Genomic DNA, 15,779 nt, shown 5'->3' on the forward strand with positions numbered 1-15,779 from the left:
ATATAGTCTGGCGCTAAGGGCACTAACTCCCTATAATTGACGCGTTTTAGTTCCCCCCCTTCACACTACGAAATCAGGTCTTCAATTTTATGACTGACAAGCCGCATCAGTGCGTCATTATTGGTATAGCTGGCGCATCTGCCTCCGGAAAAAGCCTTATCGCCAGTACGTTGTATCGTGAACTTCGCGATCAGGTTGGCGATGAACATATCGGCGTTATTCCTGAAGACAGTTACTACAAAGACCAGACTCACTTGACCATGGAAGAAAGGGTCAAGACAAACTATGACCACCCAAGCGCCATGGACCACAACCTGCTGTTTCAGCATCTGCAGATGCTGAAATCGGGCAAGGCGATAGAGTTACCCTTGTACAGTTACACCGAGCACACGCGTAAGAAAGAGACCATTCACCTGGAACCGAAAAAGGTGATTATTCTTGAGGGGATCCTGCTGTTAACGGATATCCGTCTGCGTCAGGAAATGAATTTCTCGATCTTTGTTGATACGCCGCTGGATATTTGCCTGATGCGCCGTATGAAGCGTGATGTGAATGAACGTGGCCGCTCGATGGATTCGGTAATGGCGCAATATCAGAAAACCGTCCGTCCGATGTTCCTGCAGTTTATCGATCCTTCCAAACAATACGCCGACATTATCGTCCCACGCGGGGGTAAAAACCGCATTGCGATCGATATTCTGAAAGCCAAAATCAGCCAGTTCTTTGAATAATGCCGTTCAATGGCCGGAAAACCCGTGTTTCCGGCCGGCGGGCAACTATTTACGCCGCGGCGTAGACCTTTCGCCCGTTGTGTGGCAATTTTTGTTTTAGTGACACGCCTTGATGGAGATGAATAAATGAGACTGTGCGACCGTGATATAGAAGCCTGGCTGGATTGTGAAAAACTGGTGATTTCACCGCGTCCGCCGATTGAGCGTATTAACGGGGCCACAGTGGATGTCCGTTTAGGCAATCAGTTTCGCGTTTTTCGTGGCCATACCGCAGCCTTTATCGACCTTAGCGGGCCGAAAGATGAAGTCAGTGCCGCGTTGGATCGCGTGATGAGTGATGAAATCGTTCTGCCGGAAGGAGAGGCCTTCTTCCTGCATCCGGGGGAATTGGCGCTGGCGGTTACGCTCGAATCGGTCACGCTGCCAAACGATCTGGTCGGTTGGCTGGACGGCCGTTCCTCTCTGGCGCGTCTTGGATTGATGGTTCATGTTACCGCACACCGTATCGATCCAGGTTGGCAGGGCCGAATTGTCCTGGAGTTCTATAATTCAGGTAAGCTGCCGCTGGCATTACGCCCAGGCATGCTGATCGGCGCACTGAGTTTTGAACCGCTGTCCGGGCCGGCAGCGCGTCCTTACAATAGCCGCCAGGATGCAAAATACCGCGATCAGCAGGGCGCAGTCGCCAGCCGAATCGACAAGGACTAACAGCGCAGGAAGCACGGTCGGTGTGGCGCTGACAAGAGGATGGCATGAGAAGATTACTGACGACTTTGGTGATTTTACTGGTGGTGCTGGTGGCGGGAATGTCTGCGCTGGTACTGTTGGTTAATCCGAATGATTTTCGCGCCTATATGGTCACGAAGGTCGAACAAAAGAGTGGTTATCATCTGACGCTGGATGGCGATCTGCGTTGGCATATCTGGCCACAGCTCAGCATTCTGGCCGGTCGTATGACGCTGACTGCACCCGGGGCCAAAGCGCCGGTGGTGAGTGCGGATAATATGCGCCTTGATGTCAAACTGCTGCCGTTGTTGTCGCATCAGCTGTTTGTTAAACAGGTGATGCTGAAAAACGCCGTCATCCGCCTTACCCCCGACAGTGAAGAACAAAATCAACCGGATGCGCCTATCGCCCCTGCGGGCCATGCCGAAGAGTCGATAGATACGCCGTGGAAATTTGATATCGATAATCTGCGGGTAGTGGACAGCCTGTTGATCTGGCAACGTGCCAATAACGAACAGATCAACGTTCGCGATATCAACCTTACACTGCAACAAAATGCCAAACGTCAGGCGCAAATGGAGCTTTCCAGTCGGGTGAACCGCAATCAGCGCGATTTGACCTTCAACCTGGCAGCGGATATCGATCTGCAGCAATATCCGCGACGAATTGCTGCCAATGTCACCCAGTTCAGTTACCAACTGGAAGGTGCAGACATCCTGGCCGGTGGTATTAAAGGCGACGGCAGCGCTAACGTGGTATATCAACAAACGCCGCAGCAACTCGCATTAAGCCAACTGAGCCTGGGGGTCAATGACAGCACCTTTAGCGGTGATGCCAGTATCCAGTTCGGTGAGATACCGGCCTATACGCTTAACCTGACGTCTACTGCGGTGAATTTTGATGCGTTTAGCGGCTGGCAGTCCAGTAGTTCCCAAGTATCGCAAGTACAGAACGTCACCTCTTCGCCGGTCATTGCCAGTCAAATGGATGACCCGCAGCAAAATCTTGAGGTGCTGCGCGAGTTTAACGCACAGCTCAATTTGAGCGTGGATCAACTCACCTACCGCGGCATGAATATTTCCCATCTTTCGACCCAGGCAGAAAACCGCCAGGGTCTGTTAACGCTGCATTCGTTCTCCGGGCAAGTAGCCGGTGGTGACTTCGCTTTACCAGGCACCCTGGACGCGCGTGGCCGCAGACCGGTGATTACCGTGCAGCCGCTAGTGAAGCAGGTTGAACTTGGTACCGTTCTGAAAGCGTTCGATATGCCGCAAGTATTGACCGGAAAGTTAAGCATGCAAGGGGACTTAACCGGCGATCGTCTGACGTCACAGTCTTTTGAACGCCGTTGGCAGGGCACTGCCCAGTTGGCGATGCAGGACGCGCAGTTGCACGGTCTGAATATTCAGCAGTTGATTCAGCAGGCCGTAGCGCGTAATGACAGTAGCGTGCGTGGACAGGATGATTACCAGCGTTATACCGAAGTGAAACAACTGTCGGCTAAAGCCAGCCTGAACCAGGGTACGGTAAAAATCACCGAGCTGGCTGCCGATTCCTCACTGCTGAACCTGAACGGCGGCGGTACGGTGGACATGCCGGGCAAACAGTGCGATATGCAACTTAACGTTCGCGTAACTGGCGGTTGGAAAGGGCGTGACGATCTGATTGAGCAACTGCAGAAAACGCCGATCCCACTGCGGGTTTACGGCCCGTGGAACCAGCTCAACTATCAATTGCAGGTCGATCAGATCTTGCGTAAAACGCTGCAGAACCGGGCAAAGGATGCGCTGAACAAGTGGGCCGATAAAAACAAGGATTCGCGCGAAGGCCAGGATCTTAAAAAACTGCTCGATAAGCTTTAATCTTTGAGAGTGCAGGCCAGGCGGTGGCCTGCACTCTCAGTAAACCTCGCCAGAGTATTTCCCTCTCCCAATAATTTCCTCCCGTAACTTTGACGGATATCATGACGTCTGTGCCTGAGTTTGTGCAGAGTGTGCGCAGTTAAGCGATTTATACGCTTTGGTACGGTCAAAAACGAAAATGATAAGTTGAGGGAATATGATAGAGCTTCTGATCGGGGCCGTCGTCGCAGCAGGCGTTGGCCGTTACATCATCAAAGGTTACTCCGCCACTGGCGTATTGATGGTGGGCGGCCTGTTACTGTTGGCCATCAGTGCCCTGATGGGCAAAAGTTTGTTGCCTGCCAGTGCCACATCTACCGGATGGCGCGCGACCGACATCATTGAATACGTCAAAATTCTGCTGATGAGCCGTGGTGGCGATCTTGGCATGATGATTATGATGCTGTGCGGATTTGCGGCTTATATGACGCACATTGGCGCCAATGATGTGGTGGTCAAGCTGGCATCCCGTCCGCTGCAAATGATCAATTCCCCCTACCTTTTGATGGTAGCGGCCTATTTTGTTGCCTGTCTGATGTCACTGGCCGTCTCCTCTGCTACTGGCCTGGGCGTATTGCTGATGGCTACGCTCTTCCCGCTGATGGTCAACGTGGGTATCAGCCGTGGTGCGGCAGCGGCGATTTGTGCTTCACCCGCGGCGATTATTCTGGCACCAACCTCGGGTGACGTGGTGCTGGCCGCCAAGGCGGCGGAAATGCCATTGGTTGATTTCGCCTTTAAAACTACGTTACCCATCTCGATTGCGGCGATTGTCTGCATGGCGGTTGCGCATTTCTTTTGGCAGCGTTACCTCGACAAGAAGGCCAATGAACAGCATCACATTATGGATGTGAGTGAAATCACCACTCATGCGCCGGGGTTCTACGCGGTGCTGCCGTTTACCCCTATCCTTGGCGTGCTGGTGTTTGATGGTAAATGGGGGCCGGAACTGCATATCATCACCGTGTTGGTTGGCTGTATGCTGCTGGCGGCGGTAATTGAATTCCTGCGCAGCTTCAGTGCCAAGCAGGTATTTAGCGGTCTGGAAGTTGCTTATCGTGGTATGGCGGATGCTTTTGCCAGCGTAGTGATGCTGCTGGTAGCTGCTGGCGTGTTCGCCCAGGGGCTGAGCACCGTCGGGTTTATCAGCGGGCTGATCAGCCTGGCGCAGTCATTCGGTACCGGCGGTATCATCATGATGCTGGTGCTGGTGGTGATTACCATGCTGGCGGCGATGACCACCGGTTCAGGCAACGCTCCGTTCTATGCTTTCGTAGAGCTGATTCCCAAACTGGCGGCGCAGATGGGGGTTAATCCGGCGTATCTGGTGATCCCGATGCTGCAGGCTTCGAATCTGGGACGTACTCTGTCGCCGGTTTCTGGGGTGGTGGTGGCAGTGTCCGGTATGGCAAAAATCTCGCCTTTTGAAGTGGTGAAACGCACTTCGGTACCGGTGATTGTTGGGTTGATCGTGGTGATTGTGGCGACGGAGTTACTGGTTCCCCAGCATTTGTGATAGCGGCCGGGCGATGCCCGGCCCCGGTTTAAACCTCGTAGTCTGGTTCTGGTACCAACAACGGGGTGATTTTTACCTTCAAAATGCGGTGGCTACTGACTTCCAGCGGTTCAAACAGGTAGTCACCGATCCGCAACTGTTCACCTTCCTGGGGAATGCGCTGGCTGTGTTCCATCAGCAGGCCGGCCAACGTGTGGTACTCACGCTTGTCTTCCAGCGGTAAAGGCAGATACAACACCAGATCCTCCAGCGGCATATAACCGTTGGCGGTCCAGCTTCCGTCATCATTTTGCATAATGTCATGCCGGGCATCGACTTCCTCTCCGGCTTCCGGCAGGTTGCCTGCAATGGTTTCCATCACATCAGTCAGCGTGACTATCCCTTCAACCGAGCCGAATTCGTCTACGACAAAGGCAAAATGTGTCTGCGCCTGGCGAAATTGTTCCAGGGCGCTCAGCAGAGTCAACTGCTCGGGAAAAATCAGTGGCTGCAGTACCAACGCACGTAAATCGAGTGGTGCCTGGGTTAACTGCTGCTTCAGCACGTCAATGGTATGAATGACACCGAGGGGTTCATCGCTGGCGCTATCTTCCACCACCACAATGCGCGTATGCTGATTTTTCTCCAGCAATTGGGTCAACTTTTCCTGCGGATCATTCAACTCGAGATATTCCACGTCATGGCGGGAGGTCATGATGCTGCTCACCGTGCGCTGCGCCATGCCCAGCACGCGTTCTATCATATGGCGTTCCTGCTGGTTGAAAATCTCGCCGTTTTCATTGCCGCTATCGGCCAACAGGTTGGCCGATTGGTTGTCGATTTCCGCTTCTTCGTGCTTGCCACTCAACATGCGCAGCACGGCTTCTGCGGTACGTTCGCGTAGGGGGCGTGCTGTCGAAAGGAAACGGCGGCGGTTGAACTGCGACAGTTGGTTCAAGGCTTCAATCATCACTGAGAAACCAATAGCAGCGTACAGATAACCTTTCGGAATGTGGTAGCCAAAGCCTTCGGCAACCAGACTGAAACCGATCATCAGCAGGAAGCTCAGACACAGGATGACAATCGTTGGGTGGGCGTTGACGAAGCGCGTTAGCGGTTTGCTGGCCAGTAACATCAGTCCGATAGCGATACACACCGCGAGCATCATGACTGCCAGGTGATCGACCATGCCGACGGCGGTGATCACCGAGTCGAGCGAGAAGACCGCATCCAGCACCACGATTTGTGCCACCACTGGCCAGAAGCGGGCGCCTTTGCGCTGGCCCTGTTGCTCTTCATCTTTACCCTCAAGTCGCTCGTTGAGCTCCATGGTGGCTTTGAACAGCAGGAAAATACCCCCAACCAGCATTATCAGATCGCGGCCGCTGAAGGGGTGTCCGCCGGCAAAAAACAACGGTTGAGTCAGTGTCGCCAACCATGAGATGGAGGCCAACAGCGCCAGGCGCATCAGCAATGCCAGCATTAAACCTACAATGCGGGCTTTATCTCTTTGATGCTTTGGTAATTTTTCCGCCAGGATGGCGATAAAGATAAGGTTGTCTATACCCAGAACGATTTCCAGCACGACCAGAGTGGCCAGGCCGGCCCAAATTGTTGGATCTGCGATCCATTCCATACGCCCAATTTCACCTGTAAGTTCGACGGCTTATGCCGCACACGAATGATGGGTGCTGGGCCAGGAAAATTCAACATTAAAACTGGGGGAGTTGCCTGTGAAAGGAAAAAACCAAGCAAAAGGAATGCATAAAAATTCATCCATGCAGGAGGGGATCAGAATGTGACACCAGGAGAAATGGGGGATTTTCTGAAAAGGAAGTCAGTTTCCGGCATATGGGGGTAGACGTTTGTTGATAAAAGCAGCGTAAATATAATTTCTAAAAATCAAACCGTTATGGATTTCATCGACTGCTACACTTTGCTGAGTCTACCCCTGTGGGTAGTCTTATTCTGAAAAGGGTACCCAATAGGTATCTTAGGCTTGTATCGATAGGGCAATAGTATAAGAATCTTAGCCATATAAACATTTACAAGTATCATCGTTTGGTTATAAGGACGTATTTATTTTGTTTTATTTGTGATCTAACTATCGCTTAGCAAAAGAGTACGTCCCTCGATATACATTAAAACGTGACTGAGCCTGGTCGCCTATAGAGAACGATGACAGTACATTGGTAGCTGAAAGCCAAGGGCGGTAGCGTGTCTCAATTATCCCGTTTCCGACTTCATGAGCGACTTGGTTCCGCTACGTAATAATTATTGAATGTGGATGAAAAACATGCAAAAAAGATTAAAGGCTGTCATTCCCGTAGCAGGTCTGGGAACCCGTATGTTGCCGGCGACAAAAGCCATCCCTAAAGAAATGTTGCCTGTGGTCGATAAGCCACTTATCCAATACATCGTTAATGAATGTGTTGCCGCTGGGATTAAAGATATTGTTCTGGTAACTCACTCTTCTAAAAATGCGATTGAGAACCACTTCGATACCTCTTTTGAGCTTGAAGCGGTACTGGAATCACGAGTCAAACGCCAGTTGCTGGAAGAAGTACAGAGTATTTGTCCTTCAGATGTGACAGTAATGCAAGTACGCCAGGGACAAGCTAAAGGTCTGGGTCACGCGGTTCTGTGCGCTAAACCAATGGTCGGCGATGATCCTTTTGTTGTGTTGTTACCCGATGTGTTGCTGGATGACTCAACTGCCGATCTGCGTAAAGAAAACCTGGCTAAAATGATTCAACGTTTCACTGATACCGGTTTTAGCCAGATCATGGTGGAACCGGTACCGGAACAGGATGTTTCGAAATACGGCGTCGTTGATTGTGGTGGTGCGGCGTTATCAGCAGGTGAGAGTACCCCGATGACCGCCGTGGTGGAAAAACCGGCCCTGGAAGATGCACCTTCAAATCTGGCGGTGGTTGGCCGTTATGTTTTGTCTGCGGATATTTGGCCGCTGCTGGAAAAAACCTTACCGGGTGCCGGCGATGAAATCCAGTTGACCGATGCCATTGCTGCCTTGATGGGGCAGGAAACCGTAGAGGCTTTTCATATGAGCGGAAAATCGCATGACTGCGGCGATAAGTTGGGTTATATGAAGGCATTCGTACAATACGGACTGCGCCACGCCTCCGAAGGCGAAGATTTTACCCAGTGGCTAAAACAAACGCTGAACAGCAAGTAAGAGTTACGGCTGAGAAGACGATCATAAGATATCAAGAGGATTACCATGACCAAGTTAAAAGCTGTCATTCCCGTTGCAGGTCTGGGTATGCGTATGCTGCCTGCAACCAAGGCTATTCCAAAGGAAATGTTGCCGATCGTTGATAAGCCGCTGATTCAATACATTGTCAATGAGTGTGTCGCTGCGGGGATCAAAGAGATCATCCTGGTGACGCATTCATCCAAGAATGCAATCGAAAACCATTTTGATACCTCCTTCGAGTTGGAAGCGATGCTTGAAGCGCGCGTTAAGCGCCAGTTGCTCGATGAAGTGCAATCTATTACACCGAAAGGCGTAACGCTAATGCATATTCGTCAGGGGCAGCCAAAAGGCTTGGGGCATGCGGTGCTTTGTGCCAAGCCGCTGGTAGGGGACTCACCTTTTGTAGTTCTGTTGCCGGATGTCTTGCTTGACGACGCCAAAGCCGACCTGAAGAAAGACAACCTGCCGCATATGATTAGTCGCTTTGAACAGACGGGTTTGAGCCAGGTGCTGGTTCAGGCTGCGGATGAGCATGTTTTACACGACTACTCGGTAGTTGAATGTGAAGCTAACAAGCTGCAGCCTGGTGAAAGCTCGCGTATGACTTCTATTATCGAAAAGCCGGGTCGTGAAGTTCAGTTGAAGTCCAACTACTCAGCGGTAGGGCGTTATGTTCTCTCCGCTGATATCTGGCCTATTCTTGAAAAAATAGAGCCGGGTGCGTGGGGGCGCATACAATTGACTGATGCCATTGCTGAACTATTGAAACAGCAACCGGTGGAAGCTACCGAGCTAGTTGGTGAGTCGTTTAACTGCGGTGAAAAACTAGGTTATCTGCGTGCATTTGTTACTTATGGCCTGCGTCACCCCACCCAAGGCAAGGCATTTCGCGAGTGGGCAGAAAAATTGTCATTCTAGGATCTATGCGATATTTTGGTATCTGGCAGCAAGTTCAGTAGCTGCCATGGCAATTTGCCACACCCATTGAATCTTAGGTAATTTCACTGATTCATTTTTTATATTAGTATACATTCTATTACAGGCTGTCTTACCGTTTGGCCTGCACGGTTTTTCTTTGTGAATCAGGTTGTGAAGTCTTAGCAACCTTCTGTTTTGTAAGGGTAATTACCGTTGGTGCTTGTAGGAAGTCGCCAGTGCGAGCATAAGCTGAATACTTTACTTCGTTAATAATAATATCTTTGTATTCATCAACAGCAGATAAACGTTAAAGATTTATTGCAACAGGTTTTCCTCCGTTTCAGGACGGGAACATAAACCGAGGCATTTTGGTAAGGTTACAGAGACGCAGCCATGGTCGGCTAGCATTGTAGCTTTGCAGATACATTTACTTTGAAAGTGATGATAATTTGATGGCAAAACGACAATTGAAAATGATACCGCTGTTGATATCAATCAGCGTAATCAGTGGTTGTACTGTGTTTCCAGGAACCCACCTTTCTACAAGCGGTAAAGATGTTGTAAAACAAGAGGATGCTGATTTTGATATTGATCAGTTAGTCAATATCTATCCGATGACACCCAAATTGTTAGATTCTCTCCGCCCGGCAAGAGTGGTTGCTCAGCCTAATGGTCCGCTGGATGCCTCGCTGCTAACTTATGAATATCGGATCGGAGTGGGTGATGTGCTCAACGTCACCGTTTGGGATCACCCAGAGTTAACCACACCAGCAGGCCAATACCGTAGCGCCAGTGACACCGGTAACTGGGTACATTCTGATGGTACTATTTTCTATCCTTATATCGGGAAAGTGAATGTGGCGGGTAAAACAGTTACCCAAATTCGCGATCAAATAGCCTCCCGATTGGCCCAGTACATCGAAAGTCCACAGGTTGACGTGAATATCGCTGCTTTCCGCTCTCAGAAAGCCTATGTGACCGGAGAAGTCGCCAAATCGGGGCAGCAAGCCATCACCAACGTACCTTTGACCGTGATGGATGCTATCAATGCCGCTGGTGGTCTGACGGAAAATGCAGATTGGCGTAATATTGTCCTTACCCACAATGGGAAAGAGCAGAGTCTGTCGCTGCAGAAACTGATGCAAAATGGCGATCTCACTCAAAACCGTCTGCTCTATCCTGGAGACATTCTTTATATTCCACGTAACGACGATCTGAAAGTGTTTGTGATGGGGGAAGTCAAAACCCCAGCGACGCTCAAAATGGATCGCAGCGGTATGACATTGACGGAGGCATTAGGTACTACTCAAGGTGTTTCTCAAACCAGCGCCGACTCTACGGGGATATTTGTTATTCGTCCTCTGCATGGCACACAGGGCAAGAAGTTGGCTAGTATCTATCAGTTGGACATGTCGGATGCTACGGCGATGGTGATGGGCACTGAGTTCCAGCTGCAACCCTACGACATTGTTTATGTAACCGCCGCTCCGGTTGCTCGTTGGAATCGCTTGGTATCTCAGTTAGTACCAACTATCGACGGTTTCAACAACCTGACCGAAGGTGTTTTGCGTATTCGTAATTGGCCGTAGAGGAATACGTCATGTTTGATTCTGTTTTGGTCGTATGTGTAGGCAATATTTGCCGTTCTCCTACGGGGGAGCGGCTTTTGAAACAACAATTGCCGCACAAAAGAATTGCTTCTGCTGGTATCGGCGCCCTGGTTGGTAAAGCTGCAGATGGCGCTGCTGTGACGGTGGCAGAGGCAAATGGTCTTTCTTTGGACAACCATGTTGCGCAGCAATTAACCAAGGAAATGTGTCGTGATTACTCATTGATACTGGTAATGGAAAAAAATCATATTGAAGCGGTGTGCCGCTTAGCTCCTGAAGTTAGGGGGAAAACGATGCTTTTTGCCCATTGGTTAGGTCAGACCGAAGTTCCAGATCCATACAAGAAGAGCCACGAAGCGTTCGAGTTCGTTTACAACCTTCTGGCGGAAGCTGCGCAGAAATGGGCAAAAGCATTAAATCGTTAACCAGAGATGACAATGATTGATAATAGCAAATTGGGTCCCACAGCGGGCGCAAGTAATGATGAGATTGATTTGGGTCGGCTACTGGGGACTTTATTAGATCACCGTTGGCTAATTATAGGGGTTACGACATTATTTGCCGTTATCGGCATTGTCTATTCTCTTTTCGCAACACCGGTTTATCAATCTGATGCATTAGTTCAGGTTGAACAAAGTTCTGGGAATTCAATCCTTAATAACCTTTCCGAAATGCTACCGTCAGGCCAACCTGGTTCAGCTGCCGAAATAGAGCTAATCAAATCCCGTATGGTTCTGGGAAAGACGGTTAAAGATCTGAATTTGAACACGGTAGTTGAACAAAAGTATTTTCCTCTTTTCGGCCAAGGCTGGAATCGTTTGATTGGGAATGAGCCTGGTAGAATTGCACTGTCGCGCCTGTCTATTCCACATGGCTGGAATGAAAAAGACATTGAATTAGAAGTTATTGACAAAAATAACTTCGTTTTGATTGTGGATGGCGATGAACTCTTTAAAGGAAAAACGGGGGAGTTGGTCAAACAGAAAGGCGTCACTATGCTGGTCAGTGAAATTGATGCTGAACCGGGCACAGTTTTTAGCGTTTCGCAACGTAGTGATTTGATGACCATCAACAGTATTCTTTCTGCTTTGACCGTTGAAGACAAAGGGAAGGATACCGGCGTTCTGGCATTAACCTTACTTGGTAACGACCCCGAATTAGTAGGCAAAACACTCGATAGTATCTCAAAGAACTATTTGCTGCAGAACGTTGAGCGGAAGTCGGAAGAAGCGGCCAAGAGCCTCGATTTCTTGAAAGAACAATTGCCACAGGTCAAAGGTTCATTGGAGGTTGCTGAAGATAAGCTGAATAAGTTCCGCCAGGATAATGACTCTGTCGATCTGTCCCTTGAAGCTAAATCTATGCTGGATACTGTAGTTTCCGTCGAGTCCCAATTAAATGAGTTGACCTTCAAAGAAGCTGAGATTTCGAAGCTTTACACCAAAGAGCACCCAGCATACCGTGCGTTGATGGAAAAGCGCGGAACACTGGAAGGTGAGCGTGAAAAGATCAACAAACGCATTAGTGTTATGCCAAAAACTCAGCAAGAAATCTTGCGCCTGACCCGTGATGTTGATGCTGGCAAAGAAATTTATATGCAGCTTCTGAACAAACAGCAGGAGTTGAGTATCACCAAAGCCAGTACCGTAGGTAATGTACGCATTGTCGATCCTGCAGTCACTCAGCCAAAACCAGTTCAACCTCGTAAGACATTGATTGTACTTATTTGTGTAGTCTTGGGCGGGATGCTTTCTGTGGGTATCGTGATGCTTAAAACTATGCTGCATCATGGCATCGAGAATCCAGATGAGCTGGAACAACGTGGCATCAACGTTTACGCCAGCATTCCGTTGTCCGAGTGGCAACAGAAGAAAGACCGGGAAATATTATTACGTACTCACCGAAAATCTAATGCGCGAGCGAATTCTTTGCTTGCTGTTGGTAATCCGGCCGACTTGGCAATTGAGGCTGTACGAAGCCTGCGTACAAGCTTGCATTTTGCGATGATGGAAGCAAAAAACAACGTATTAATGATTTCTGGGGCCAGCCCAAATATCGGTAAAACGTTTGTTAGTATCAACCTGGCGGCAGTGATCGCTCAGGCAGGTCAGCGAGTGTTGGTTATCGATGCTGATATGCGTAAGGGCTATTCACATAGTTTGCTTGATACCAGTTGGCAAAATGGGCTCTCGGATATACTTTCCGGCAAGATTGATGCCAGTAATGCTGTTCGTCCGACGCAGATTGGCGGAATGGACTTTATTCCACGTGGTCAGATCCCACCTAACCCATCAGAACTGCTGATGCACAGTCGTTTTACTGAATTGGTAGAGTGGGCGAACAAGAACTATGATTTGGTACTAATTGATACACCACCGATTCTTGCTGTAACAGATGCTGCGATTATCGGTCATCATGTAGGTACCGCACTGATGATCGCACGCTTTGGTATGAATACCGTCAAAGAAATCGAGATCAGCGTACGCCGGTTCGATCAGAATGGGATCGAAATCAAAGGTATCATTCTCAACGCCGTTGAACGTCGTGCCAGCAGTTATTACGGTAGCTACGGTTACTATCAGTACGAGTACAAGTCTGCTAGTAAAGACGCATAAGTCTGTAACAACTATCTAAAAGAGGTTATAAATAGTTTATAACCTCGCTTCTATCCGAACTGCTTAATATTACTGAGCAGCAATGCCTGAAAAAAACCGGCTATTATGAATATATTAATTGTTAATACATTATATGCACCTTTTAAAGTTGGCGGTGCGGAAGTGTCAGTACAACTTTTGGCTGAGGCGCTGGTTTCTAAAGGGGATAGAGTTCGCGTTGTTTGTCTCCATGATGAAAAAAACAGAAAACAGACGGAATTGAACGGTGTAGAAGTAGTTTACCTCCCGCTAAAAAATTTGTATTGGCCGTTCAATAATGTACAAAAAGGGAAAGTTCAAAAGATTCTCTGGCACTTAATTGACAACTTTAATCCAATGATGGGTAAAATTTTTGAACAAGAGTTGGATGATTTCAACCCCGATATTGTTCATACCAATAATATTAGCGGTTTTTCAGTTGCAATTTGGGATGCTGTAAAAAATAAGAAGATTAAACTGGTTCATACTGCCCGCGATTATTACTTGTTGCACCACAACTGTACTTTATTCCAATCTGGAAAGAATATGGATGTAAAGTCTACAAAAATAAAACTAGCCTCTATAATAAAAAAATCAAAAAGTAAAAATATAGATAGTTTTGTAGGTATCAGTAAATATATTTCAGCGCTACACCGTGATAATGGATTTGCACAGAACGCAGTTCATCAGCATATTTATAATCCAATTAAAAATATTTACATTGACAATGAACCTTCTACAGTAATTCGTGTTGGATTTATCGGTCGTTTAACTGAAGATAAAGGTTTCAGCGCCTTCTGTGATAAAGCGCAGGAGATGACGATACCCAATGAAGTTGAGTTTTTTGCTGCCGGGCGTTTAGCCTCCTCAATTGAGGGTGACCACTTAAAAGCAAAGGCAGAACGCGCTGGCGTTCATTTACTCGGTTTCGTACCGGTTGAATCATTTTTAGCAACAGTAGATATGATTTATTTACCGACGATGTGGAATGAACCCTTTGGTCGTGTTGTAGCTGAAACCGCCTCTGCAGGAAAGCATGTCTTTACTTCTTACGCTGGTGGTGTAGCGGAAGTGGCTGAATATTATGAAAATGTTTATGAGCTGGATGAGTTCACGCTTGAGAAGTTAAGAACACTAAAAAGTCACCATGTTGAAGCACTTGATGTGAACCCTTTTGATGTAGGGCAGTTGGCTGCTGATTATAAAGAGGTTTATAAAAACTAAAATGGGATTATCATCAAAAAAAATCGTCGACTACTTTGTAATTACATACCTGATGGTTCTTTCTATCAGTGGTGTGTTGAACATTATTGCCCATAATACGACGCGTTTTTTATTAATCTATAAAGATATCTACTCTCTGATATTACCGGCTTTTTTACTTCTATACCTGGTGGCTAACAAAGCTAGATTGGGGCCTGGTTTCCGCAACTATCTGTTGTTATTTATTGGGATGGTAATGTTATCTTTGAGTTATGTATTGATATCTATACTCAATAATAACTTTAAAATTGGTAACATTGTCACTCAATTCCGTTTTGAATTATTTACCTACAGTTCATTACTGGTAGCTGCTTTTCTTGTTTGTTTAGAACGCGAACACCGGATGCAGTTGCTGTTTAAAATAATTAAAGTCTATATTGTCGTCACAGTTATCAACTCTATCTTCGCTATTTTGGAAAGTTTCTTTTCCGGGATACTTTATGCTGTTGCAGGGGTAAACCCAGGCCTACAATTTACACAGGTAGGCAAAGACAATGGTTTGATTTTACGATCTGCCAGTGGATTTTTTAGGGCCATTGGACTCTTTAGTGGGCCATTTACTTTAGCTGAGTTTTTGTTCTTCGGTCTGATATTAAGCCCGTTTGTGAGTAACAAGCATAGATTCAAATATATTATTATTGTCACTGCTGGCATTGTTTGTTCTACATCTAAAACGGCTATGATTATGGCTGTTATCTATTTTGGTTATCTTTTTATACGTCGTTTTTTACCGCTGAAATTAAGTTTGGCGAGTGTGGCGATGGTTTGTATAGTATTACTGACATTCTTTTATATCACCATGACGGATCTGGGTGTATATAAATCACTTTATTCTAGCGATAATAACTATGCAGAACAAAGTATATTGGCAAGGATTCTCTTAATAGAGGACGTCCGGCATAGTGATACATATTCTATATTGACTGGTGCAGGCTATGGTCTTAATGGCAACGCCGCAACCGGAGATATTGCAGCAATACCACTTGATAGTATTTATATTTTCTTGTTATCGAATTATGGTGGCATAGGAATATTTATTTTCTTGCTGGCATCTTCAATGATTTTACTAAGATTATACATGAAGGTCTGTCGTGGATACTTTTTCCCTGGCGTGTTTCTTTATTGGATGATCTCTATTTCGATTAATTTCGTATATAATAATCCAATTACAAACTATCCGGGCTATATTTTCTCAATAATCATTTCTGCATTGCTTCTGTCCTTCCGGAAGGATGAGTTTTATAAAGTGGCTGATGCCAAACAACTCCACGAGAAAATACGTTAA

Annotated in this window: 12 protein-coding genes; 11 read left to right on the forward strand and 1 reads right to left on the reverse strand. The window is 47.4% G+C overall.

The annotated features are described in order from the left end of the window. Window positions 1–89: 89 nt before the first annotated feature. From udk to dcuC, 4 genes are all read left to right on the forward strand, one after another. Window positions 90–731, forward strand: a complete 642-nt coding sequence (gene udk / locus SERS4_RS0108605; RefSeq protein WP_012006009.1) for a uridine kinase — start codon at window positions 90–92, stop codon at window positions 729–731. A 126-nt stretch (window positions 732–857) separates the two neighbouring features. Then, on the forward strand, window positions 858–1,439 hold the full coding sequence (gene dcd / locus SERS4_RS0108610; protein WP_012006010.1) for a dCTP deaminase: 582 nt from the start codon (window positions 858–860) through the stop codon (window positions 1,437–1,439). Window positions 1,440–1,483: 44 nt separating this feature from the next. Continuing rightward, a complete protein-coding gene (gene asmA / locus SERS4_RS0108615; protein ID WP_017892175.1) occupies window positions 1,484–3,319 on the forward strand; it encodes an outer membrane assembly protein AsmA in 1,836 nt (611 codons plus the stop codon). A 196-nt stretch (window positions 3,320–3,515) separates the two neighbouring features. Next, window positions 3,516–4,874 (forward strand): anaerobic C4-dicarboxylate transporter DcuC, encoded by a 1,359-nt coding sequence (gene dcuC / locus SERS4_RS0108620; protein ID WP_017892176.1) that lies wholly within the window; start codon window positions 3,516–3,518, stop codon window positions 4,872–4,874. A 28-nt stretch (window positions 4,875–4,902) separates the two neighbouring features. Here dcuC and SERS4_RS0108625 read toward each other — a convergent pair whose 3' ends face one another. Continuing rightward, entirely contained in the window at window positions 4,903–6,489 is a 1,587-nt protein-coding gene (locus SERS4_RS0108625) for a TerC family protein (protein ID WP_017892177.1), read from the reverse strand. 660 nt (window positions 6,490–7,149) lie between these two features. Here SERS4_RS0108625 and galU point away from each other — a divergent pair. The 7 genes from galU to SERS4_RS0108660 all read left to right on the forward strand — a co-directional run bounded on the left by galU (window position 7,150) and on the right by SERS4_RS0108660 (window position 15,779). Then, complete coding sequence (galU, locus tag SERS4_RS0108630; RefSeq protein ID WP_026142276.1) at window positions 7,150–8,049, forward strand: UTP--glucose-1-phosphate uridylyltransferase GalU; 900 nt, start codon at window positions 7,150–7,152, stop codon at window positions 8,047–8,049. 45 nt (window positions 8,050–8,094) lie between these two features. Beyond that, window positions 8,095–8,988 (forward strand): UTP--glucose-1-phosphate uridylyltransferase, encoded by an 894-nt coding sequence (locus tag SERS4_RS0108635; RefSeq protein WP_017892179.1) that lies wholly within the window; start codon window positions 8,095–8,097, stop codon window positions 8,986–8,988. A gap of 452 nt (window positions 8,989–9,440) precedes the next feature. Continuing rightward, window positions 9,441–10,577, forward strand: coding sequence for a polysaccharide export protein (locus tag SERS4_RS0108640; protein ID WP_017892180.1), 1,137 nt, complete (start codon window positions 9,441–9,443; stop codon window positions 10,575–10,577). 11 nt (window positions 10,578–10,588) lie between these two features. Continuing rightward, a complete protein-coding gene (locus tag SERS4_RS0108645) occupies window positions 10,589–11,023 on the forward strand; it encodes a protein-tyrosine-phosphatase (protein ID WP_017892181.1) in 435 nt (144 codons plus the stop codon). A 12-nt stretch (window positions 11,024–11,035) separates the two neighbouring features. Continuing rightward, window positions 11,036–13,213 (forward strand): tyrosine-protein kinase Wzc, encoded by a 2,178-nt coding sequence (wzc, locus tag SERS4_RS0108650; protein ID WP_026142277.1) that lies wholly within the window; start codon window positions 11,036–11,038, stop codon window positions 13,211–13,213. Window positions 13,214–13,318: 105 nt separating this feature from the next. Further along, on the forward strand, window positions 13,319–14,455 hold the full coding sequence (locus SERS4_RS0108655) for a glycosyltransferase family 4 protein (protein ID WP_017892183.1): 1,137 nt from the start codon (window positions 13,319–13,321) through the stop codon (window positions 14,453–14,455). Window position 14,456: 1 nt separating this feature from the next. Further along, window positions 14,457–15,779, forward strand: coding sequence for a hypothetical protein (locus SERS4_RS0108660; protein ID WP_017892184.1), 1,323 nt, complete (start codon window positions 14,457–14,459; stop codon window positions 15,777–15,779).

The sequence above is a fragment of the Serratia sp. S4 genome (assembly GCF_000347995.1).
GTDB lineage: Bacteria > Pseudomonadota > Gammaproteobacteria > Enterobacterales > Enterobacteriaceae > Serratia > Serratia quinivorans.